We start from the raw sequence: 21485 nt of genomic DNA on the forward strand, positions 1-21485 counted from the left end.
GAGCGACCGTGCGGAACCCACCCGCTCGGCTCGGCCCCTGCCGCACCGGCCCCGTGCGGGCGTCGAACCGCTCAGTTCGCCGACTGCGCTCTCAGCAGTTCCCGCAACTTGGCCCGGTTCGGCTTGCCCGGTCCGTGCAGCGGCAGTTCGTCCAGCACGGCGAGCTCGCGGGGCGCGGCGATCGGGTCGAGCTCGCGTAGCACGTGGTCGCGCAGATCCTCCAGCGTCGGGGTCGCGCCCGCCGCGGGCACCACCGCGACCGCGACGCGCTGGCCGAGCCGCTCGTCGGGCAGGCCCAGCACCACGCATTCGCTGATCGCCGGATGTGTCACCAGCACGGCCTCCACCACCTGCGGGATCACCAGCAGGCCGCCGGTCATGATGGCCTCGTCCAGGCGGCCCGAGATCTGCAGCACGCCGTCGGTGAAGGTGCCCGCGTCCTCGGTGCGGAACCAGCCGGGTTCGGCGAACGCCGGATGGTCGGGCTGGCCGCGGTAGCCGCGCGCGATCATCGCGCCACCCAGCACCACCCGCCCGTCCTCGATGCGCACCCGCGCGCCGTCCAGCGGCACGCCCTCGTAGACGCACCCGCCGCAGGTCTCGCTCATCCCGTAGGTGCGAACCACGTTGATACCCGCGTCTTTCGCGCGCTCGTACACCGGCAGCGGGGTGGCCGCCCCGCCCACCAGCACGGCGTCGAGCCGGGCCAGCGCGGCGGCGGCCTCGGGCAGGTCCATGGCCTTGATGAGCTGGGTCGGCACCAGCGCGGTGTAGCGGCGCTCGCCGCGCATACCCGCCACCGCGCCCGCCAGCGCCTCGGGCAGGAATCCGCCCGAGACGTCCAGCACCGTGGGCTCGGTGCCCGCCAGGATGCTGCGCAGCAGCACCTGCAGTCCCGCGATGTGGTGCGTCGGCAGGGCCAGCAGCCAGGAACCGGGCCCGCCGAGCCGGTCATGGGTGGCGGTGCCGCTGGCGCGCAACGCCGAGGCGCTGAGCATCGCGCCCTTGGGCACCCCGGTGGTGCCGGAGGTGGTGACGACCAGTGCCACGTCGTCGTCGATGGATTCCCCCGGGGCCAGCGCGTCGCTGAGCCGCCGGGCCTCACGCCGGTCGCTGGTGGGAATGGGCAACCAGGCGGGGCCGTTGCCCTCCAAGGCTTCCCGTAGATGCGGCAGCACATCGCCGACACCGGAACCGGTGGGCATCGGCAGCGTCCGCAGTGTGTTGCTCACGATCGGACCTCACTGATCGGTGCCGTCGTGCGCAGGCGCGCTGTTTTCATGATTCGCTCGCTGCGCTCCCTCACGATAGGGATCGTGTCATGTCCGCGCGGCCGGGCGCGGAACGGGTCGGTTTGCCGGGGCGGCACACGCGAACGGCGGCCGCCCCGCGGAAATGGGGCTCAGCTGGGCCAGACATCGAGACTGCGATCCACTCGTCGGACGGACGCGGGACGGACGCGTCCCGGCATCGTCGGTTGGACGGTCACTAGAGCGCTATCGTCCTCGCCACGACAGGCGTTGGCAACTCACCGCGCGGTCGCGCGCGCGGGGCCCGGCCGTCGTCAGTCCGGTGACCAGCGCGAATCCCGCCGGATCGGATGCTCCGGCGGGATCTGCACCAGCACCACCGGCACGCCGTCGGGGTCGCTGATCCACATCTCGATCAGTCCCCAAGGCTCGCGCACCGGCGCGCGGTCGATGCGGATCCCCTGCAGCGCGAGTTCGGCCGACGCGTCCTCGATGTCGCGCACCTGCAGCCAGATGGCCCCGGAGAACGTGCTCGGGGCCTCCGTCCCGCCGTGCGCGGCGATCTCGATCAGCGACTGTCCGGCGAACAGCACGGTGCCGCCCGGATATTCGCGCGCGATCGCCAAGCCGAGGCCGTCGCGGTAGAACGCGAGCGTCTTCGCGTAGTCCGCGGGCCGCAGAATCACCCGGCTGCTGAGGATCTCCATTGACCGCTCCCGTCGTCAGAAGTACCAGGGGTAGGGGGTCCAGTCGGGTTCGCGCTTCTCCAGGAAGGCGTCGCGGCCCTCGACGGCCTCGTCGGTCATGTAGGCCATGCGGGTGGCCTCGCCCGCGAACAACTGCTGGCCGACCAGTCCGTCGTCGAGCAGGTTGAACGCGTACTTGAGCATGCGCTGGGCCTGCGGGGATTTGCCGTTGATGTCGGCGGTCCACTCCAGCGCGACGTCCTCGAGCCGCTCGTGGTCGACCACCTTGTTGACCGCGCCCATCTGGTGCATCTCCTCGGCGGTGTAGGGGCGGCCGAGGAAGAAGATCTCGCGGGCGAACTTCTGGCCGACCATCTTGGCCAGGTAGGCGCTGCCGTAGCCGCCGTCGAAGCTGCCCACATCGGCGTCGGTCTGCTTGAAGCGGGCGTGTTCGCGGGAGGCCAGGGTGAGGTCGCAGACCACGTGCAGGCTGTGGCCGCCGCCCGCCGCCCAGCCGTTGACCAGGGCCAGCACGACCTTGGGCATGAAACGGATGAGGCGCTGCACCTCGAGGATGTGCAGGCGGCCCGCGCGGGCGGCGTCGACCGTGTCGGCGGTGTCGCCGCTGGCGTACTGGTAGCCGCTGCGGCCGCGGATGCGCTGGTCACCGCCGGAGCAGAACGCCCAGCCGCCGTCCTTGGGGCTGGGGCCGTTGCCGGTGAGCAGGACCGCGCCCACATCGGAGGTCATGCGCGCGTGGTCGAGCGCGCGGTAGAGCTCGTCCACCGTGTGCGGCCGGAACGCGTTGCGCACCTCGGGCCGGTCGAACGCCACCCGCACCGTGCCCTGCTCGATGTGCCGGTGATAGGTGATATCGGTCAGGTTCTCGAATCCGGGAACCGGTCGCCACAGCTTGGGATTGAACGTCACACGGTGATTATTGCCCGGACGCCACCGCGCCCGATGCCACGTGGTCCGCGGGGCCCCTGCCAGCGCGTTCCCGATTGGGGACTTGACGGTGTAAAACCACGCGATACCGTGCAGGTATGAGCGAGCGTGTGAAACCTGTTCCAGAAGGCGACGGCGAGGTCGCGTCCCGGGCCGGCACGGCGGTGCGCCCGCGCATCGACCGCAGCGCCGTGGACCACGCCCGCTACGAGCGGCACAGCCGTTTCTTTCCGAAGGTCACCCGGGCGCGGGCCGGCGCGAACTTCGGGCCCTTCGTGGAAGCGATGCGCACTTTGCAGGATCTCGCGGTGTCGGTGGACGCCCCCGACGAGGTGATCGGCGAAGCGCTCGCCCAGGCCCGCGAACTGATCGACCTGCTCGAGCCATATCGCGCCCCCGAACTGCAAGGCCCGGCGGGGCGCGTCGTCGAATTGCCCGGCCGCGGCAGCCTTTTGCTGCTGCCCTGGCGGCTTGTGGAAGCCGGGCCCGAGGGCATCACCATGACGGGGGAGTTTCGCCGGTACCACCTCGGCGGCAACGGGGCGGCCCACGGTGGCGTGCTGCCACTGCTGTTCGACGACCTGCTCGGCATGATCGTCCACTACGCAGGCAGGCCCCTCAGCCGCACCGCCTACCTGCACGTGAACTACCGCAAAGTCACGCCGCTCCAGACGCCATTGACGGTGAGCGGGCGGGTGGATCGGGTCGAGGGCCGCAAAACCTTCGTGGTGGCCGAATTACGCGATGAGCAGGGCGCTGTGCTGGCCGATTGCGAAGGTCTGATGGTCGAACTGCTGCCGGGGCAGCCGTAGCCGCACCCACAGCCGGGTGACGCTGCTGTGACCGCGCGCACCAGTGCGTATAGTTGCGTGCGCTCGTTCATCGACATCGATCCGGAGGAACCTGAAAGTGGTTGCAGCACTGTCTGAATCCCTGCTCGACGACGCGAAGCGCTCGGCCTTCCTTGCCGATGCCAAGGAGGTTCTGGACGCCGAGGTGTCGGACAAGGGCGGGGCGTCGGGCCTGGCCGTGAAGGGCGGCTACGCCGCGGTCAAGAAAATCAGCCCGTCGATCGTGCCGGACGCACTGGAGTCGTTGGCGCCCAAGCTGGTCGAGCAGCTGGAGCCGTTCTGGCAGGAATACGCCGCGACCGGCTCCGGCAAGTTCGCCGACCTGCTGGTCTCGAAGTCCGACGAGGTCGCCGAGGCTCTGCTGTCGGTCACCGACGCCCGCGCCGCCGCCTCCTCGCGCCCGGCCCTGCAGAAGGTCTACAACTCGATGCGCTCCTCGGCGAAGAAGAACGTCATCGAGGCCCTGCCCCGCGTCGGCGACCTCGTGCAGCGCCACGCCAACTGAGGTGTGACCCCCGGTTTCCCGCAAACCCCCGTGCGGGAAACCGGGGATTCGCTGGGGGATGTATCGCGCAGGCGTATCCGGTGTGCTGTCCGAGTTCGACCCGACGTGCGGCGCGAACGCCCCTGTCCGCGCTCTCCCGACCACGTCGGAGGGCGCTCCACGGCCGAACCGCGCCGCCCACTAGCGCGCCTGACACAGCTGGCAACCCCGCTTCCGGCCTCGGCCCAAATCACCCCGCGAACGCCCCGTCCGCGCTCTCCCAGCCATCTCGGGGAGGGAGCCCGACGACCGACCGTTCGCGGCCGTCTCGCAACTCGGCGCTCGTAGCGCATGCGCAGCGCGCGTCTCGAGCGCTGAGTTGCGAGACATGAAGGGCCGCGAACCCGCGCGCACCAGCGCGCCGAAAACACTGTGACCGGCCCGACGGAGACGAAACGGTGACTGTCTGGGAGGCTGGGGGGTGTGAATCCGTCTACCGCGCAGGCCCGAGTTGTCGTTGACGAACTTGTGCGCGGGGGCGTGCGCGATGTGGTGCTGTGTCCCGGGTCCCGGAACGCGCCGCTGGCGTTCGCCTTGCAGGCCGCCGACGCGGCGGGGCGGCTGCGGCTGCATATGCGGATCGACGAGCGCACGGCAGGGTTCCTGGCGATCGGGTTGGCGATCGCGGGGGGCAATCCGGTTCCGGTGGTGATGACCTCGGGGACGGCTGTGGCGAATCTGGGCCCGGCCGTATTGGAAGCCAATTATGCGCGCGTGCCGTTGATCGTGTTGAGCGCGAACCGGCCGTACGAGATGTTGGGCACGGGGGCGAATCAAACCGTCGAGCAGTTCGGTCTTTTCGGTAGCCAGGTGCGGGCGGCGATCAGCCTAGGTCTGGCCGAGACCGAGTCGGACGATTCCTATGGTCAGCAGAACAGCGTGTGGCGTTCCGCCGTGTGCCGGGTGCTGGCCGCCGCGCGCGGTACCCGGTCGGGGAACGCGGGGCCGGTGCATTTCGACATTCCGCTGCGGGAGCCGTTGGTTCCCGATCTGGCGACCGCCGACGGCTGGCCGGAGGGCCGCGCGGGCGGCAAGGCCTGGACGTCCACGCAGTACGCGACGCTGGATGTGCCGCTCGATATCGACCTCACCCCCGACACCGTCGTGATCTCCGGTCACGGCGCCGGCCTGCGCCCCGAGCTGGCGGAGCTGCCGACGGTAGCGGAGCCGACCGCGCCCGTGCACGGCCCGGCGCTGCATCCGCTGGCGCTGCCGTTGCTGAAGCCGAAGCAGGCCATCATCACCGGCCGCCCGACGCTGCACCGTCAGGTGTCGAAGGTGCTCGCCGATCCCGAGGTCACCGTGTTCGCGCTGACCACCGGTCCGCGCTGGCCCGACGTGTCGGGCAACGTGGTCGGCACCGGAACGCGCGCCGTCACCACCGGCGCGCCGCGTCCGGAATGGCTGGCGCACTGCCGCGACCTGAACGCCCGCGCCGGCGAGGTGGTGCGCACGGAACTGGCCAAGCACCCGAAGCCGACGGGTCTGCACGTGGCGGCCGTGGTGCTCGACGCCCTGCGCGAGGGTGATCAGCTGCTGCTCGGCGCGTCCAACCCGGTGCGCGACGCGGCGCTGGTCGCGAATCCGCGCGTGAACGTGAAGGTGCTGTCGAACCGAGGTGTGGCGGGTATCGACGGCACCGTGTCCACCGCGGTGGGGGCGGCACTGGCGCACGAGGGCCGCACGATCTCGCTGATCGGCGACCTCACCTTCCTGCACGACGCGTCCGGCCTGCTCATCGGCCGCGGCGAACCCCGCCCCACCGACCTCACCATCGTCGTCGCCAACGACGACGGCGGCGGCATCTTCGAACTCCTCGAACAGGGCGACCCCCAGTACGCGGGCGTCTTCGAACGCGTCTTCGGCACCCCGCACGGCATGGACCTGGCCGCCCTCTGCGCCGCCTACCGCATCCCGCACCGCCAGGTCGACCCCGACGAACTCGCCTCGGAGCTCGCCGGCCACGCCCACGGGCTGCGCGTACTGGAAGTCGCCACGGAGCGTTCGAGTCTGCGCGAGCTGCACGCGACGGTGCGGGCGCGCATCGCGCCGTGATCGTGGCTCGCTGAGGTTGGTTGCCCCTGCGTGCTGAGGCTCCCCAGCACATCGTGCGTCGTTCCAGCCCGGCGTGCCAGGAGTCGAGTTCGCGCGTCCTTTCCGGCTCGCCTGGCGGCCCGGCTCTCCAGCGTGCGGTGCGGCCGTTCCGGCTCTGTGCCAGTGGTGCGGTCGCGGTGTCACGGGTGCGGCCCGCGCGTCAGCTTGCGCGTCGTTCCCATCTGCGTGCCGGGCCGTGTGGCTCTCCGGCACATAGTGCGCCTGTTCGCGCGGCTCCCCAGCACACCGTGCCCGCGACAGCGTGGTGACCCAACCTTCGGCCGAGTCACGGGGGTTTGCGACCAGAGTCCGCCGGAGCGGCGGGTCAGTCCTCGCGGTCCTCGTCGTCGAGCGGCACGGGAATCGCCTGCTCGATGAGGTCCGCCTCGTTCGCGCGCCACGTATCCCGCTCGACGACCTCGCTCACCACCGCCTCCTCGGTGGCCTCGTCGTCCGGATACGCGGGTATCAGCTGCTCCGCGAGATCCGCCTCGGAAGTCTCCTCCAACGGGCGGGGCGTGCGATCGATCATCGTGTGCTCCTCTCCGCGCGAGTGCCTCGGTCGAGGCACGGACAACGGTCCGGCCCCTACGAGCATCCTCCGCCCGCGAGCTCCCGGCAACCTCGCGTCCGGCGCGCCGCCACGCCTACGATCCGGAGGTGACACCACCGGACCCCTTCGAGGAACGCACCACCCGCACCGCCGAACTGGTCTCGCAGCTCCACGCGATCGTCGCCGAACTCGAAGCGCTCCACCCGGGTCGGAAGTTCACCCCGGACGGCCACCTCGTCGGTGCCCTCGCGGAAGCCGCGGCGGAAGCCTTGTTCGACATCACCCTCCAACCTCCCTCCACAACCGGCCACGACGCGATCGACGCCGACGGCCGCGCGGTCGAAATCAAAGGAACCTACGGCAGCCGAGCGATCGGACTCCGCACCACCTCCCACGCCGCCGCCGACGCCCTCCTCGTCCTCGCCCTCTCCCGCCACCCCGGCGTCCCACACGAGATCATCTACAACGGTCCCTTGCGCACGGTGACCGGCACCGCCGGCCGCGCCGGCTCGAACGGCCAGGCCCAACTCTCCCTGAGCCGCCTCCGAGTCCTGAACGCCACCGTCCCGGTGATTGACCGAATCCCGTTGCGCCAGGGGTGAACTCACGCCAATCTTCCTGCCCGCACCCGGCGGTAAATCGACGGTTCAACCGGGACTGCCGCCATTCTCACGTGCGTGGCGGCACTTCACCCCCGAGTTCTGGCACCACCACTGCGAGACTATCCCCACGTGCGTGGGGAGCACAGCGGGTCGGACATGTCGCCGGGGGGAACGAGGGGACCATCCCCACGTGCGTGGGGAGCACAAACCCGAAGCGACCGTCACCGACCCGGCGGCCGGACCATCCCCACGTGCGTGGGGAGCACCTGCTGGCCACTTACGCGCCGGGGATCTCGGAGGGACCATCCCCACGTGCGTGGGGAGCACGGTATCGGGTTCGCGTCGATCAACGCTTGCGCGGGACCATCCCCACGTGCGTGGGGAGCACTCGAATCCGACTCGTATCACAGGATGGGACCGAGGACCATCCCCACGTGCGTGGGGAGCACGCGCCGCAGTCGCGGGACCGAATGTACGTGGCGGGACCATCCCCACGTGCGTGGGGAGCACCATCTGGGCCTGTCTCTGCGCGCCGCCCTGGACGGACCATCCCCACGTGCGTGGGGAGCACACTTCTTGACCTGGCACTCTACCCGTGGGTAACCGCATTTTCGACCACTCGAGAATGCGGATCGGGATCCGGCACCCGATGAATTCGGGAGGCTCGCGGCGTCGATATGGGTGGAAGGTTCCATCCACGGAGGAGACCCGCATGCAGCCCTTCGATCTCGACACCGCGGCCGACGAGTTGGCGGTGGTGGTCGCTGGTATCCGCGACGACCAGCTCGATGCAGCGACGCCCTGTGCCGGTATGACCGTCGGTGACTTGCTCGATCATGTCGTCGGCCTGACCGAGGCGTTCCGCCAGGCAGCCACCAAGGAATCGGTGGGCAACAGTGCGTCCCCACCGCCCGGTGGGCGCGAGAACCTCGCCCCCGACTGGCGCACTCGGATCCCGGCGCAGCTGAAGGCGCTCGTCGCCGCGTGGCGGGAAACGGACGCGTGGGAGGGCGACACCGAGGCGGGCGGTGTGCAGGCCGACGCGGGCGTGATGGCGATGATCGCCCTCGACGAACTCGTCATCCACGGCTGGGATCTGGCCCGCGCCACCGGCCAGGACTTCACCTGCGCCGACCCCGACACCACCATCCTCTTCGAATTCCTCCGCGAAACCCCACCCGAAGGCACTCCCGGACTTTTCGGCCCCAGCGTCCCGATCCCGTCCGACGCACCGCTTTTCGACCGCGTCCTCGGCTTCACCGGCCGCGAACCCTCTTGGCCGAACTGAGCCGAGTTCCGGTGGTGCTGTGCCGCTGCACAACTCGACACCGCCGCAGGTTCGCGGTCCCGAGGGCGTGTGCTCTTCGGCGTCGACGCTCGCCCGAGGTCGCGCAGCGCGGCGAAGACAGCCGCATCCAGCATCCAGGATGTGCCTGCCCGGCCAGGTGAAACGATCGCGGGCCGCGCGCAGTCGCCGTTGCTGAGGCTGGATTCGGTGCCGGTCGTGGCCGGGACTACTTCGTGCCCGAAAACGTCCCTGCCGCGACGGCATCCAACGCCGCTTCGGCCGCGACCACCGCCGCCGCGTCCTCGATCGGGTCCCCGCTGGCGAGCAGCCGGTAGTACAGCGGAGCAGAGACGGCGGAGAGGACCGCGCGGGGATCGGTCCCCTCCGGAGCCTCACCGCGCTCCACCGCGTCGGTGACGCAGGCCGCCCATTCGGTGAGCCGTGTGTCGTAGAAGCGATGGAGGGCGGTGGCGCAGGCGGGATCGGTGGTGGCGGCGGCGATGACGGCGCGGAACAGGCGGCTCTGGCGCGGGTCGGTCAGGGTCTTCGCCACCAGGCGCGCGTTGGCGAGCAGGTCGCCGCGCAGGGAGCCGGTGTCGGCGCGCGGCAGGGACTGTTCGGCCATATCGGCCAGCAGGTCCGCGACAAGCCCGGCCGGGGTGCCCCAGCGCCGGTAGACGGTGGTCTTGCCGACGCCCGCCGCGGCAGCTACTTCGGTGAGATCCAGTGCGGCGAAACCGCGTTCGGCGAGCAGGTCGCCCGCCGAACGCAGCACGGCGTCGCGGACGCGGGCGGTGCGCCCACCGGGCCGGATCGAGCCGGGCGCCGCATCCCCGGAAGTGGTCATAACGGGACTCCAGTTCCATTTATCGCGCCGAGGGTGTACCTTCGGAGCTTGTTAACGGAACTATAGAACCTTTAGGAGTCCTCATGGAGTACCGTCGGCTCGGCGCGTCCGGTTTGCGGGTCCCCGCCCTCAGCTTCGGCGCGGGCACCTTCGGTGGGCGCGGCGAACTGTTCTCCGCGTGGGGCGACACCGACGCCCGCGAGGCGCGCGACCTCGTCGACATCGCCCTCGACGCGGGCGTCACCCTGTTCGACACCGCCGACGTCTACTCCGACGGCGCGTCGGAGGAGATCCTGGGCAAGGCGATCGAGGGCAGGCGCGACCGAGTGCTGTTGTCCACCAAGGCGAGTCTGCCGACCGGCCCGGGGCCGGACGAATCCGGTTCGGGCCGTTCACGTCTGATCGGCGCGGTCGAAACCTCGCTGCGCAGACTGAATGTCGAGCACATCGACCTGTTCCAACTGCACGCGTTCGACGCGCATACCCCGGTCGAGGAAGTGCTCGCCGCGCTGGACGCTCTGGTGCGCGCCGGCAAGATCCGCTACTTGGGTGCGTCGAACTTCGCGGGCTGGCAGCTCATGAAGTCCCTGGCGGCGGCGGACAGGCACGGTCTCACTCGCTATGTCGCGCACCAGGTGTACTACTCGCTGGTGGGCCGCGATTACGAGTGGGAGCTGATGCCGCTCGCAGCGGATCAGGGTGTGGGTGCGGTGGTGTGGAGCCCCCTGGGCTGGGGCCGGCTCACCGGCAAGATCCGTCGTGGTCAGCCGCTGCCCGCAGGCAGCCGACTGCACCGCACCGCGGAGGCGGGCCCGCCCGTCTCCGACGACCTGCTCTACGACGTGGTCGACGTGCTGGACGAAATCGCCGCCGAAACAAGCAAATCCGTCCCGCAGATCGCGTTGAACTGGTTGCTGTCCCGGCCGACGGTCAGCACGGTCATCGTCGGCGCGCGCAACGGTGAGCAGTTGCGCCAGAACCTCGGCGCGATCGGCTGGCGGCTCGACGCCGACCAGATCGCCCGCCTGGACAAGGCCAGCGCCGCGACCCCGCCCTATCCCTATTACCCGTACTACCGGCTGCCGGACTTCGCCCGGTTGAATCCGCCTGCGGTGTAAGCGATCAGCGGTCTTGGGCCGCCGCGTGCGCCTTGGTCGGCCCGTCGGCCGGGAGGTGGTCCGGCGCTCGCGCGGCCGCGTCGACATCGTCGTGCCCGGCGCGGTAGTTCTCACCGTCACCTTCTCGGCCAGGCGGAGTCGCCTCATCAGCGCCTGGGAGCCGAGACCGTCTCGCTCGGCTACGCAGACAACCGGACCACCGCACCCGCGGCGGTCACCGCAGACCATCCCGCAGGCCGCCAGACATGCCGCCCCTGCCGTGGCCTATCGGCCACCGCTAGAACCGGCCCCCACCGCGGCCCTATCGGCCACCGCCCCCGCCGCGGCCCAATCGACCACCGTTTCCACCGCGACCCAACCGGGCACCGTTCCCACCGAGGCCACCGTCCACAACGCCATCTGGCTCACCGACCGCTGCGACGACCATCCCCGCCACCCGCACCGACCAGCCCAACCGCAGCACCGCTCAGTTGCCGCAGACGATCGTTTCCGCCTCCGACACGACCCTGCGCCCGCCTGTGCCTACGATCGGCTCCGATACGAACAGCGCGGTAGCGGCCGCCCCTGCGCACCTCGCCACGTCGACGTCTGCTACCGAGGACCGGCATATCGGCCGCGGCCGAAACCATCGGCCGCCTACCGCGCCCCACCGAACCCGTTGCGGGCAAACCACTTTCAGTACACGTCGCGCACATACCGCTTCTCGGCAACCAACTGTTTGCGGAACGCCAGCGCCCCGTCCTCGTCCAACTTCCCGTGAATACGGGCGATGCGCAAGAGCGTATCGTCCACATCCTTGGCCATCCGCGCGGCGTCCCCGCACACGTAGAAGTGGGCGCCGTCGCGCAGCCACGACCACAGCTCGGCCCCGTGCTCGATCATGCGGTGTTGCACGTAGATCCGTTCGCGCTGGTCGCGGGAGAAGGCGAGGTCGAGGCGGGTGAGGAAGCCGGTGCGGAACATGTCCTCCAGCTCGGTGCGGTAGTAGAAGTTCTGCGCCGCATGCTGTTCGCCGAAGAACAGCCAGTTACGTCCGGTCGCGCCGAGTGCGCGCCGCTCGTGCAGGAAGCCGCGGAACGGCGCGATGCCGGTGCCGGGGCCGACCATGATCATGGGTGCGTTCGGGTCCAGCGGCGGGCGGAAATGCGGTGCGCGCTGGAGGAAGATCGGCACCTCGCCCTCGGCCACGCGGTCGGCCAGGAAGGTCGAGCACACGCCCCCGCGCCTGCCGGGCTCCTCGCCGTAGCGCACCACGCCCACGGTGAGCTGCACCTCGTCGGGACTCACCAGCGGACTGGACGAGATCGAATACTGGCGCGGCTGCAGCTTTTTCAGCGTGCCGAGCCACTCCACCAGGTCGGCCCGCACCGGGAAGTCGCGCAGCACGTCCACGGCCTGACGGTCCCACAGGTAGTTGTCGAGCTCGTTGCGGTTGTCGCGGCGCAGCAGTTTGGCGAGCTGCTGGCTGGCGTTGCGCTCACCGAGGAAGGTCAGCAGGTCGTGGCTCACCTTGGTGATGTCGTACCGGGTGCGCAGCGCTTCGGCCAGCGGCATCTCGCGCTCGTCGACCGCCACGGAGCGCCGCCCGTCCAGTCCGGTCGCGGCCAGCCATTCGTTCACCAGATCGGGGCAGTTCGACGGCCACACGCCCAGCGAATCACCCACCTCGTACGCGGCGTCGAGGCCGCGCAGGTCGAAACCGAACTGCCGCACCTCTTTCGGCGATCCCGGGCGGGAGAGCTGCTCATTGCGCACCAGCGGCGCCGCCACCGGCGCGTTGCGCGTGAACGGCGCGGCTCCGGTGCGCGTGGGACGGGTGAGGACGGCCGCGCCACCCTCGCTCGCCCGCGCCACCGGGCCGGAACCGCCTCCGGGAGGCGGAGTGCCGGGCGTCGGCGGAAGCTCCGAGGCGCCCAATGCCGCGAGGACGTCCTCGAGCCACCGCGCCGCCGGTTCGTCGTAGTCGGGCTCGCAGTCCACCCGCGCCACCAACCGCGTCGCGCCGCGCTCGGCCAGCTTCTCGTCCAGTTTGCGGCCGTGCCCGCAGAAGTCGTCGTAGGAGGAATCGCCGAGCGCCAGCACGGCGTAGCGCAGCGCCGTCAGCCGAGTTCCGTGCTCGGACAGTCGATCCCAGAAGTCGGCGCCGTTGTCGGGCGGTCCGCCGTCGCCGAAAGTGCTGCTGATGAACAGCACGTCGCCGGTGAGCGCGGCGATATCGCAGGAATCCATGTCCAGCAGGCGCGGTGCGAGACCGGCCTCGGCCAGCTGCTGCGCGACGGTGGTGGCGAACTCCTCGGCATTGCCGGTCTGTGAGGCCCACAGCACGGTCACCGGCGCTGATTCGATTGTCTCCGTCGTGAATTCCACCGGCACCGAGGTAGTGCGCGAATACATGCCCGCGAGCAGGCCGTCGATCCAGGTCCGGCCGCGCGCCGAGATCGGCGCCGACTCGGGCAGCACCGGCTGCCCGGTCACCGGAAGTGAGTGCAGCGCCGCCAGATACCCGCTCAGGTACACCTGCTCGGTCTCGGTGAGTGTCGGCGCGACGTGACCGTCCAACCCGAGCATCACGGCCAGCGGATGCGCGGTCGGAACATTCTCGACCGCGGCCGGTTCCACCATCGGCGCCACTCGCCGCAGCGCCACGGCGCACTGTTTGAACTCCGGCTGCAACGACGCCGCGTCCACCGCGTCGTTGGTGACGGCGTTGATCGTCAGGTACTCGCCCTGCTCGTCGTTCCAGTGGAACGGCGCGAAGCAATCACCCGGCCGCACCCGGTCGCTCACCCGCACGGGCAGCACGGCCCGCCCGCGCCGCGAGGCGATTTCGAGCTGATCGCCCGCACCCACACCCAACTGTTTCGCGTCCTCGGGGTGGACCTCCACGAAAGGTTCGCCGTTGAGCTTGTTGAGTTTGGCGATCCGCCCGGTCTTGGTCATCGTGTGCCACTGATGTTGCAGGCGGCCGGTATTCAGCACGAACGGGAAATCGTCGTCGGGCATCTCCTCGGGCGCCATGTGCGGGCGCGGCAGGAACACCGCGCGCCTGCTGGGTGTGGCGAAGGCGAGGCGGGGGCGGTGGCCGTCCTCGTCCACGAACAGGTTCTGGCTGACACCGTCGTTGACGTAGCGAATCGGGTTGCGCCGCCGGTCCGCCTCGGCGCAGGGCCACTGCATCGGGCCCTCGCGCAACGCCTCGTAGCTCATCCCGCGCAGGTCGTAGCCGGTGGCGGGATTGGCGAACTGCCGGATCTCCTCGAAAACCTCTTCGCCGGAGCGGTATTCGAAGCCGGGGAAGCCCATGGCGGAGGCGACCTGGGCGATCAGCTGCCAGTCCGGCCGTGCCTCACCCACGGGCGGAACGGACTGCCGCAACAGTGTGACGTTGCGCTCCGAGTTCACCATCACCGCATCGGCCTCCGCCCACAGCGTGGCGGGCAGCAGCAGATCGGCGTAGGCATTGGTGGCCGTGTCGGTGTAAGCGTCCTGCGCGATGACCAGTTCGGCGGCCTCCAACCCGGCGATCACCGTCTTCCGGTTCGCGACGGAGGCAACAGGATTGGTGCAGATGATCCAGGCCGCCTTGATCGAGCCCTCGGCCATACCGCGGAACATCTCGATGGTGCCGGGACCGGCTTCGGTGCGGATCGTGCCGGGTTCGAGCTCCCACGCGGTCTCCACGAACGCGCGGTCGGCGGGGGAGAGCAGCGAACGCTGACCGGGCAAACCCGGTCCCATATAACCCATTTCGCGCCCGCCCATGGCGTTGGGCTGGCCGGTCAGCGAGAACGGTCCGCTGCCCGGCCGGCAGATGGCGCCCGTGGCCAGGTGCAGGTTGCAGAGGGCGTTGGTGTTCCAGGTGCCGTGTGTGGATTGGTTGAGTCCCATCGTCCACAGCGACATCCACTCACCCGCCTCGCCGATCCAGCGGGCGGCGGTGCGGATATCGGCCTCGGCGAGGCCGGTGATCTCGGCGACCCGCGTCGGCGGGTAGTCGGCGAGGAACTCGGGCATCGCGTCCCAGCCCTCGGTGTGCTCGGCGATGAAATCGGTGTCTATGTCACCATTTTCGACCAGCAGGTGCAGCAGGCCGTTCAGCAGCGCCAGATCGGTGCCGGGTCGTAGTTGCAGGAACAGGTCGGCGCGGGCTGCGGTGTCGGTGCGGCGCGGGTCCACCACGACGAGCTTCGCGCCCGCCTTGAGCCGATCGGCCATGCGCAGGTAGAGGATGGGGTGGCAGTCGGCCATGTTCGCGCCGATCACGAAGAACAGATCCGCGTGCTCGAAATCGTCGTAGGAGCCGGGCGGGCCGTCCGCGCCGAGCGACTGCTTGTAGCCGGTGCCCGCGCTGGCCATGCACAGGCGCGAATTCGCCTCGATGTGCACGGTGCGCAGGTAGCCCTTGGCCAGCTTGGTCGCGAGGTACTGGGCCTCCAGCGACATCTGCCCCGACACGTAGAGGGCGATCGCGTCGGGCCCGTGCTCGTCGAGGATGGCGCGCAGCCGGTCGGCGGCCTCGCGGACGGCCGCGTCGACGGGGACCGGCTGCGGCTCCTGCCCGCGCTCGGGGCGGCGGAAGGCGGTCTCCATCCGGCCCGGCGTGCGCATGAGCTCGAGGTGGGTGGCGCCCTTGGTGCACAGCCTGCCCGCGTTCGCCGGGTGCAACTTGTCGCCGCTGACCTTGGCGATCACCGGCGCGCCCCGCTCACCCGGCGTGACCTCGACGGTGACGCCGCAGCCCACCCCGCAGTACGAGCACGCCGTTCTGGCGGTGCTCGTCGCGGTGCTCACCACTGCGTCCGACATGTCACCGATCATGCGGAATCCCGATTGCGCGGGATTTACCCAGCGTTATCGTCAGGTGACAATCACCCTCACCGCCCTCCTCCGGCGCTGTGAGGTGTGGGATATCCCACGATCAGCCCAGCTTGAAGCCCCGGTGCAGCGCGACGACGCCGCCCGACAGGTTGCGCCACTTCACCGACGACCAGCCCGCCGCCGCCACTCGCATGGCCAGCTGCCGCTGGTTCGGCCACGCGCGGACCGATTCGGCCAGGTAGACGTAGGCGTCGGGATTGCTGCTGACCGCGCGCGCCACCGCGGGCAGCGCCTTCATCAGGTACTCCATGTACAGCGTGCGGAACACCGGCACGACCGGCGTGGAGAACTCCGCGACCACCAGCCTGCCGCCGGGCTTGGTGACCCGCAGCATCTCGCGCAGCGCCAGATCCGGGTCGGCCACGTTGCGCAGGCCGTAGGAGATGGTCACCGCGTCGAACGAGTCGTCGGCGAACGGCAGGGCCATCGCGTCGCCCGCCACCATCGGCACGCCCCGGTGCCTGCCCGCGGCGAGCATGCCCTTGGAGAAGTCGGCCGCGACGCACCAGGCGCCGGATTTGCCGAGTTCGACCGTGGACACGCCCGTGCCGGCCGCCAGATCCAGCACGCGCTCACCGGGGCGCAGCGCGAGCGCCCTGCGGGTGGCCCACCGCCAGTACTTGTCCTGGCCGCCCGAGATCACGGTGTTGGTGAGGTCGTACCGCCGCGCGACACCGTCGAACATCGACGCCACCTCGTGCGGTTCTTTGTCCAGCGAGGCACGGAAGGAGTCCCGCTGCTTCGTATTCGCCACGCCCTGACCCTAACGGGCGGCTCGAGAGACTGTCCGCGACACCGGTCACACGGGGGACGGCGCGCCGGATGAGGTGGGAGCTCGGGCGGCTCAGGCCGTCCGGGAAACGCGGTCCCGGTACCCGGTGACGTCGGCGTAGTGGCCCATGAGCTCGGTGCACAGCGCGGGCCAGGTGCGGTGGAGGACGGATTTGCGGGCGGCGGAGGCGAAGCGGGTGCGCAGGGCCGGGTCGCGCAGGGCGGCGACGGCGCTGGGGAGCAGTTCGGTGAAGCGGTCGACCGGCAGCAGGTAACCGTTGCGGCAGTGGGCGATGAGGTCGCGGGGACCGCCCGCGTCGGGGCCGATCACCGGCACACCCGAGGCCAGCGCCTCCTGCACGCCCTGACAGAAGGTCTCGTGCTCGCCCGCGTGCACCATCACGTCCAGGCTCGCGTACGCCTGAGCGAGTTCGTCGCCGCCGAGTTCACCGGTGAACACGGCGTCCGGCATGAGCGCCGCCAGCCGGGCGCGCTCCGGCCCGTCGCCGACGATGATCAGCTGAATGCCCGGATCACCGGCCAGCACCGCCAGCCGTTCCACGTGCTTCTCCGGCGCGAGCCTGCCCACGAAACCCACCACCAGCCGGTCGTGGCCGCGCAACCACGCCTCGCGCAACCCGGTCCGCCGCGCCGACGGCGTGAACCGCGCGATATCGACCCCGCGCCCCCACCGGTGGATGCGCGGAACACCGTGCCGCGCAAGATCTTCGGCGGCGGCCGTGGACGGGGCGAGCGTGCGGGTGGCGCTCTCGTGGATGCGGCGCGTCCAGGCCCACGCCGCCCGGCTGGTCAACCCCAGCCCATAGCTCTTCGCGAAACCTGCCACGTCGGTCTGATACACCGCGACCGTCGGCAGATCCAACCGCATAGCCGCGCCCAGCCCACCGGCCCCCAGCAGGAAAGGTGAAGCGAGGTGCACCACGTCGGCGTCGAAAGCGGAGATGGCGGCGGTGATCCCCGGCTGCGGCAACCCGACCGGCAGCGAACTCACCTTCGGCACCATCACCGCGGGCACCCGGTGCACCCGGAACCTGCCGTGCTGCTGGGGCGCGGGCGGCAACCCCTTGACCGTGTCCGGCGCGACCACCAGCGCGTCGTGACCGTGCTGCTCCAGATGGTCCAGCACCCTCAGCACGGAATTCACGACGCCGTTCATGTTCGGCAGGAACGACTCCGAAACAATGGCTACGCGCACCAGCCCAGCCTGACTCGGACAGCACGCCCAGCGGCCACGCCGACGTGAAGTGCGGGGGAAGATCGGGCGAACTGCTGTGTTTGTGGCGCGCCGGGCCGCGAACGGTCGGTCACCCCCGCCGATGCCCCGCGTTTCGACCTGCCCGGCATCGAATTCCTGCCCATCGCCGCCCCCAGACGCGGCAGCGCGCACGTCTGCGCCTGGCGTCTCACCGTCGCCCCGGGCCGCGAACCGGACGCGCCGCACGTGCTGGATCGCGACGAGATCTTCATGGTCGTGGCGGGTCGGCTGGACGTCTGCGGACGGGTGCTCGAGGCCGGAGAGTCGGCCGTGATTCCGGCGGGCGAGCCGATCGCGGTGGGGAATCCGGGGGACGAACCGGCCGTCGCGCACGTGGTGATCGCGGCGGGGTTCGAGGCGACGATGGCGGACGGGTCGACGATGAGCCCACCCTGGGCGCGGTGAGGAGCGCCCCGGTGCTGCGCTTTCGGCGCGTCGGGGCGCGCGAACGGTCGGTTGTCGGGCTCCCTCCTCGAGGTTGGTCGGGAGGGCGCGGAGTGGAACCTTTCAGTCCCGCGGCCGGACGAGCGAAACCGCTTCGTCCGCGGGTGCGCGCCGCCCCAACCGCGCGATGAACCACAACGCGGGCAGCGCCAGCGCCCACGCGACCACGATCACCGAGAGCGCGGGTTGGATCGCGACGCGCACGTCGCGGCCCGCCACGCGCACCAGGTCGGGGTCGCTGCGGGCGTATTCGACGTTGATGCGTTCGCCCGCCGTGAGATTCGTCGGGTAGAGCACGCCGACCTTCGGGTTGTGCGTCTCGCCGTCGGGCGTCACGTACATGACCGCCGACCGCAACCGGCCCGCGGAGAGCACTTCGCCGGTGGTGACACCCATGTCGGAACTGATCAGGTAATCGTTGCGCCACGCGGCGAGCACCAGCAGTCCCATGAGCACGCTGACCACCGTCGCGGCGGTGATCACGCCGATCCTGGCCCGCCGCAGGCGGATCGTCCGCCTTACGGACTGGGAGGTTTCCGACACCGCCACAGGCTACCGATCGCGTCGGCTAGCGTGTGCGCCCATGTCCCGAAAATTCAGCTTCACCGTGCCCTACACAGTTCCGGTCGAAGATCTCCACCGGGCACTCACCGACGACGACGCCTGGCGGGCCCGTTTCGCCGGCGCCGACACCGCGACCCTGGATCTCTCCCATCCGGGCGGCGCGAGCACCCTCCGCATCCACATGACCGAGAAGGCCAGCCAGGACAAGATTCCCGGCATCGTCCGCAAGGTCCTCAAGAGCGAACTCGAACTCTCCCGCACCGACGACTGGCAGGCGCTCGACGGCGAGATCGCCAAGGGAACGTTCGAGGGCGGCACCAAAGGCATCACCAGCGCGATGTCGGGCACCTACGAGATGCGCCCCACCGCCGAAGGCAGCGAGATCGAGGTCGCGGGCGTGATCGAGGTGAAGGTGTCGCTGGTCGGCGGCGCCATCGAACCGCTGGCCGAACAGCTGTTCCGCCGCGTGATCGACAGCGAGCGCCGGTTCTTCGAGGAGTGGTTCACCGCCGCCCCCAGCGCCTGACCGCGTTCCGGGCGCAGCCGGCGGCCGCGCCCGGAAACACCGCCGATCAGGCGGTGCCGAAATCGGTGCTGCCGCTGTTCGGGTCGTATTCGGCCCGCTCCACCAGCACCAACCAGTTGCCCGAGTTGTCCCGGAACACGGCCTCGGTGCCGTACGGCCGCTGCGAGGGCGGCTGGATGAACTCCACGCCCTTCGCGCTGAGTTCCTCGTACGCCTTCTGACAGTCGTCGGTGGACAGCCCGAGCGCGCTGTTGGTGCCGTTGGCCAGCGACCGCCGGATCGCCTCGGCCATGTCGGCGTCCAGCGGCGGGCCGGGCAGCATGAGGGTCACCTCGAGTTCCGGATGATCCGGCTGGGTCACCGTCACCCAGCGGAATCCCTCACCCATCGTCACGTCCGTGGCCTCGACGAATCCGAGTTTGTCGATGTACCACCGCTTCGCTTCGTCCTGATCGGTCACGTACACCGTGACCAGGGAAATGTGTGTGATCGTCGCCATGGGACCAGGCTAGGAGCCGCCCGCGCCCCGGCGCTTCTCCAAAATTGCGCCGTTGCCCGCGCGATCCGACAACCCGTGCATGAAGACGTAGCAGCCGGGGATGTGCGGCGCGCCGTCGGCGAACTTCGCCTGGTAGTCCGTGGGCGACACCCCGACCAGCCGGCGGAACTTGGCGCTGAACGATCCGAGACTGCTGTAGCCGACCAGTACGCACACCTCGGTCACCGTCAGGTTCGTCGCCCGCAACAGATCCTGGGCGCGTTCGATACGGCGCTCGGTGAGATACGCCGCGGGTGTCACCCCGTACACCGCGGCGAACGCGCGCAGGAAGTGATACTTGGAAACGCCTGCGGCCGAAGCGAGTTCGTCCAGATTCAGCGGTTCGGCGTAGTTCCGGTCGGCGAGGTCGCGCGCCCTGCGCAGGTGCGGCAGCAGGTACAGCGGGGGCCTGCGGGGCGCGCACATCGCCGGCTACTCGAACGGCGCCGGGTCGTCGTAGCGCATCGACGCGCGGCCCGCCGTGCGCCAGGCGCGTGCCGTGAAGTCCACGTCCTCGTCGGTGACGAGATTGCCCATCACGCGAACCGCGGTGCGCCGCAAGTACTTCGACCGCATCAGCGGCGGCCCGCCGAGTGGCACCGTGCGCGGATGGGTGGCCAGTCCCGCGATCCGGCGCGCCACCGAGAACGTGCGGCCGTAGCGGTTGCGCAGCAGTTGCGGCCACACGCGGCGGAAATCGTCCGCGTCCAGAATGTCCGCGAGCATGTGCCCGCCCTCGAGCCCGTAGTCGATGCCCTCGCCGTTGAGCGGGTTCACGCACCCGGCGGCGTCACCGATCAGAACCCAGTTGCGCCCGGCCACATTCGAGACCGCGCCGCCCATCGGCAACAGCGCCGAGGCCACCGCGCGCAGCTCGCCCTCGAACTGCCACTCCTCGCGGCGCTGCGCGGTGTAGTGGCGCAGCAGCGGTTTCAGCGCGATGTGCGAGGGGCGCTTCTCGGTGGCCAGCGAGCCGACGCCGATATTGACCTCACCGTTGCCCAGCGGGAACACCCAGCCGTAGCCCGGCACGAGTTCGCCGTTCTCGTCCCGCAATTCGAGGTGCGAGGTGATCCACTGATCGTCGCTGCGCGCCGACTTGATGTAGGCGCGGGCCGCCGTGCCGTAGGCGAAACGGCGATGCCAGGTGCGGCCCAACAACTTTCCGATCGGCGAGCGCACGCCGTCGGCCACGATCAAGAGGTCGCAGGCGATCTCGCGCGTCACGTCCCCGGTTCGCACGGTCACACCGGTGACGCGGTCGCCCTCGCGGGTGACATCCACCACCTTCGTGCCGTCCAGCATCCGGGCGCCCGACTTCACCGCCGTCTCACGCAGCTTGTCGTCGAGTTCGGTCCGTGGGACGGCACTTCCATAGCTCGGGAACGAGCCGCCCGGCCACGGCAGCAGCGATTCGCGGCCGAAGCCGGTCATCCGCAGACCGTGGTTCACCGTGTGGGCGCGCAGCCATTCGCCGAGGCCGAGCAGTTCCAGCTCCTTGGTGGCGCGGGGCGTGAGCCCATCACCGCAGGTCTTGTCCCTGGGGAACACCGCGGCGTCGGTGAGCAGCACGTCGCGGCCCGCGCGTGCCGCCCAGGCGGCCGCGGCCGAACCGGCCGGTCCGGCGCCGACGACCAGGACCTCTGCGCGGGCGGGCAGCGCGCCGCCCGCTGGGGTGTCATCCGGTGAGCCCATGTGCTCAATACT

Annotated in this window: 20 protein-coding genes and 1 CRISPR repeat array; of the genes, 8 read left to right on the forward strand and 12 right to left on the reverse strand. The window is 70.1% G+C overall.

The window, feature by feature from the left end; translation table 11 throughout:
- Positions 1–71: 71 nt before the first annotated feature.
- The 3 genes from menE to OHB21_RS11495 form a co-directional block, all read right to left on the reverse strand.
- Positions 72–1205, reverse strand: coding sequence for an o-succinylbenzoate--CoA ligase (menE, locus tag OHB21_RS11485; RefSeq protein ID WP_195142119.1), 1134 nt, complete (start codon positions 1203–1205; stop codon positions 72–74).
- A gap of 359 nt (positions 1206–1564) precedes the next feature.
- Positions 1565–1957 carry a VOC family protein gene (locus tag OHB21_RS11490; RefSeq protein ID WP_067506131.1) on the reverse strand — a complete coding sequence of 131 codons (393 nt, stop codon included), beginning with the start codon at positions 1955–1957 and terminating at the stop codon, positions 1565–1567.
- A gap of 15 nt (positions 1958–1972) precedes the next feature.
- The gene (locus OHB21_RS11495; protein ID WP_067506134.1) at positions 1973–2866 is read right to left on the reverse strand and encodes a 1,4-dihydroxy-2-naphthoyl-CoA synthase; all 894 of its coding nucleotides are present in this window, start codon (positions 2864–2866) and stop codon (positions 1973–1975) included.
- A 116-nt stretch (positions 2867–2982) separates the two neighbouring features.
- Here OHB21_RS11495 and OHB21_RS11500 point away from each other — a divergent pair, with 116 nt between their 5' ends.
- The 3 genes from OHB21_RS11500 to menD all read left to right on the forward strand — a co-directional run bounded on the left by OHB21_RS11500 (position 2983) and on the right by menD (position 6334).
- Entirely contained in the window at positions 2983–3696 is a 714-nt protein-coding gene (locus OHB21_RS11500) for a PaaI family thioesterase (protein ID WP_084537431.1), read from the forward strand.
- 97 nt (positions 3697–3793) lie between these two features.
- Positions 3794–4240: a DUF6918 family protein gene (locus OHB21_RS11505; RefSeq protein WP_067506137.1), complete on the forward strand. Its 447-nt coding sequence runs from the start codon at positions 3794–3796 to the stop codon at positions 4238–4240.
- A gap of 462 nt (positions 4241–4702) precedes the next feature.
- The gene (gene menD / locus OHB21_RS11510; protein ID WP_195124642.1) at positions 4703–6334 is read left to right on the forward strand and encodes a 2-succinyl-5-enolpyruvyl-6-hydroxy-3-cyclohexene-1-carboxylic-acid synthase; all 1632 of its coding nucleotides are present in this window, start codon (positions 4703–4705) and stop codon (positions 6332–6334) included.
- Positions 6335–6698: 364 nt separating this feature from the next.
- Here the strand turns inward: menD and OHB21_RS11515 are convergent, their stop codons facing one another.
- Positions 6699–6905 (reverse strand): hypothetical protein, encoded by a 207-nt coding sequence (locus tag OHB21_RS11515; RefSeq protein ID WP_067506144.1) that lies wholly within the window; start codon positions 6903–6905, stop codon positions 6699–6701.
- A gap of 128 nt (positions 6906–7033) precedes the next feature.
- On the opposite strand from OHB21_RS11515, the gene OHB21_RS11520 reads away from it, so the two are divergent.
- Together OHB21_RS11520 and OHB21_RS11525 are read left to right on the forward strand one after the other, a co-directional pair.
- On the forward strand, positions 7034–7528 hold the full coding sequence (locus OHB21_RS11520; protein ID WP_195142100.1) for a DUF6998 domain-containing protein: 495 nt from the start codon (positions 7034–7036) through the stop codon (positions 7526–7528).
- 116 nt (positions 7529–7644) lie between these two features.
- Positions 7645–8099: a CRISPR direct-repeat array (repeat unit 28 nt; unit sequence GGACCATCCCCACGTGCGTGGGGAGCAC).
- A gap of 141 nt (positions 8100–8240) precedes the next feature.
- Positions 8241–8816: a TIGR03086 family metal-binding protein gene (locus OHB21_RS11525; protein WP_195142101.1), complete on the forward strand. Its 576-nt coding sequence runs from the start codon at positions 8241–8243 to the stop codon at positions 8814–8816.
- Between the two features lie 226 nt (positions 8817–9042).
- On the opposite strand, the gene OHB21_RS11530 is transcribed toward OHB21_RS11525, so the two are convergent.
- Entirely contained in the window at positions 9043–9663 is a 621-nt protein-coding gene (locus OHB21_RS11530) for a TetR/AcrR family transcriptional regulator (RefSeq protein ID WP_067506153.1), read from the reverse strand.
- A gap of 83 nt (positions 9664–9746) precedes the next feature.
- On the opposite strand from OHB21_RS11530, the gene OHB21_RS11535 reads away from it, so the two are divergent.
- Positions 9747–10781, forward strand: coding sequence for an aldo/keto reductase (locus OHB21_RS11535; RefSeq protein WP_195142102.1), 1035 nt, complete (start codon positions 9747–9749; stop codon positions 10779–10781).
- A gap of 675 nt (positions 10782–11456) precedes the next feature.
- On the opposite strand, the gene OHB21_RS11540 is transcribed toward OHB21_RS11535, so the two are convergent.
- From OHB21_RS11540 to OHB21_RS11550, 3 genes are all read right to left on the reverse strand, one after another.
- Complete coding sequence (locus tag OHB21_RS11540; protein ID WP_228815328.1) at positions 11457–15587, reverse strand: bifunctional nitrate reductase/sulfite reductase flavoprotein subunit alpha; 4131 nt, start codon at positions 15585–15587, stop codon at positions 11457–11459.
- Between the two features lie 112 nt (positions 15588–15699).
- Positions 15700–16413, reverse strand: coding sequence for a demethylmenaquinone methyltransferase (locus OHB21_RS11545; protein ID WP_067506160.1), 714 nt, complete (start codon positions 16411–16413; stop codon positions 15700–15702).
- A 90-nt stretch (positions 16414–16503) separates the two neighbouring features.
- Entirely contained in the window at positions 16504–17646 is a 1143-nt protein-coding gene (locus OHB21_RS11550; RefSeq protein WP_324192009.1) for a glycosyltransferase family 4 protein, read from the reverse strand.
- 162 nt (positions 17647–17808) lie between these two features.
- On the opposite strand from OHB21_RS11550, the gene OHB21_RS11555 reads away from it, so the two are divergent.
- Positions 17809–18111 carry a cupin domain-containing protein gene (locus OHB21_RS11555; RefSeq protein WP_324192014.1) on the forward strand — a complete coding sequence of 101 codons (303 nt, stop codon included), beginning with the start codon at positions 17809–17811 and terminating at the stop codon, positions 18109–18111.
- A gap of 102 nt (positions 18112–18213) precedes the next feature.
- Here the strand turns inward: OHB21_RS11555 and OHB21_RS11560 are convergent, their stop codons facing one another.
- Positions 18214–18693, reverse strand: coding sequence for a DUF3592 domain-containing protein (locus tag OHB21_RS11560; protein WP_067506440.1), 480 nt, complete (start codon positions 18691–18693; stop codon positions 18214–18216).
- Between the two features lie 40 nt (positions 18694–18733).
- Between OHB21_RS11560 and OHB21_RS11565 the strand changes: the two genes are divergently transcribed.
- Complete coding sequence (locus OHB21_RS11565; RefSeq protein ID WP_067506169.1) at positions 18734–19240, forward strand: DUF2505 domain-containing protein; 507 nt, start codon at positions 18734–18736, stop codon at positions 19238–19240.
- Positions 19241–19286: 46 nt separating this feature from the next.
- Here the strand turns inward: OHB21_RS11565 and OHB21_RS11570 are convergent, their stop codons facing one another.
- The 3 genes from OHB21_RS11570 to OHB21_RS11580 are packed head-to-tail and all read right to left on the reverse strand — an operon-like array spanning position 19287 to position 21473.
- On the reverse strand, positions 19287–19739 hold the full coding sequence (locus OHB21_RS11570; protein WP_067506173.1) for a VOC family protein: 453 nt from the start codon (positions 19737–19739) through the stop codon (positions 19287–19289).
- A 9-nt stretch (positions 19740–19748) separates the two neighbouring features.
- Entirely contained in the window at positions 19749–20204 is a 456-nt protein-coding gene (locus OHB21_RS11575) for a helix-turn-helix domain-containing protein (RefSeq protein ID WP_195142104.1), read from the reverse strand.
- A 6-nt stretch (positions 20205–20210) separates the two neighbouring features.
- Positions 20211–21473 carry a geranylgeranyl reductase family protein gene (locus OHB21_RS11580; RefSeq protein ID WP_067506179.1) on the reverse strand — a complete coding sequence of 421 codons (1263 nt, stop codon included), beginning with the start codon at positions 21471–21473 and terminating at the stop codon, positions 20211–20213.
- Between the last annotated feature and the right edge of the window lie 12 nt (positions 21474–21485).

Source organism: Nocardia puris (assembly GCF_036051655.1).
Taxonomy (GTDB): domain Bacteria; phylum Actinomycetota; class Actinomycetes; order Mycobacteriales; family Mycobacteriaceae; genus Nocardia; species Nocardia puris.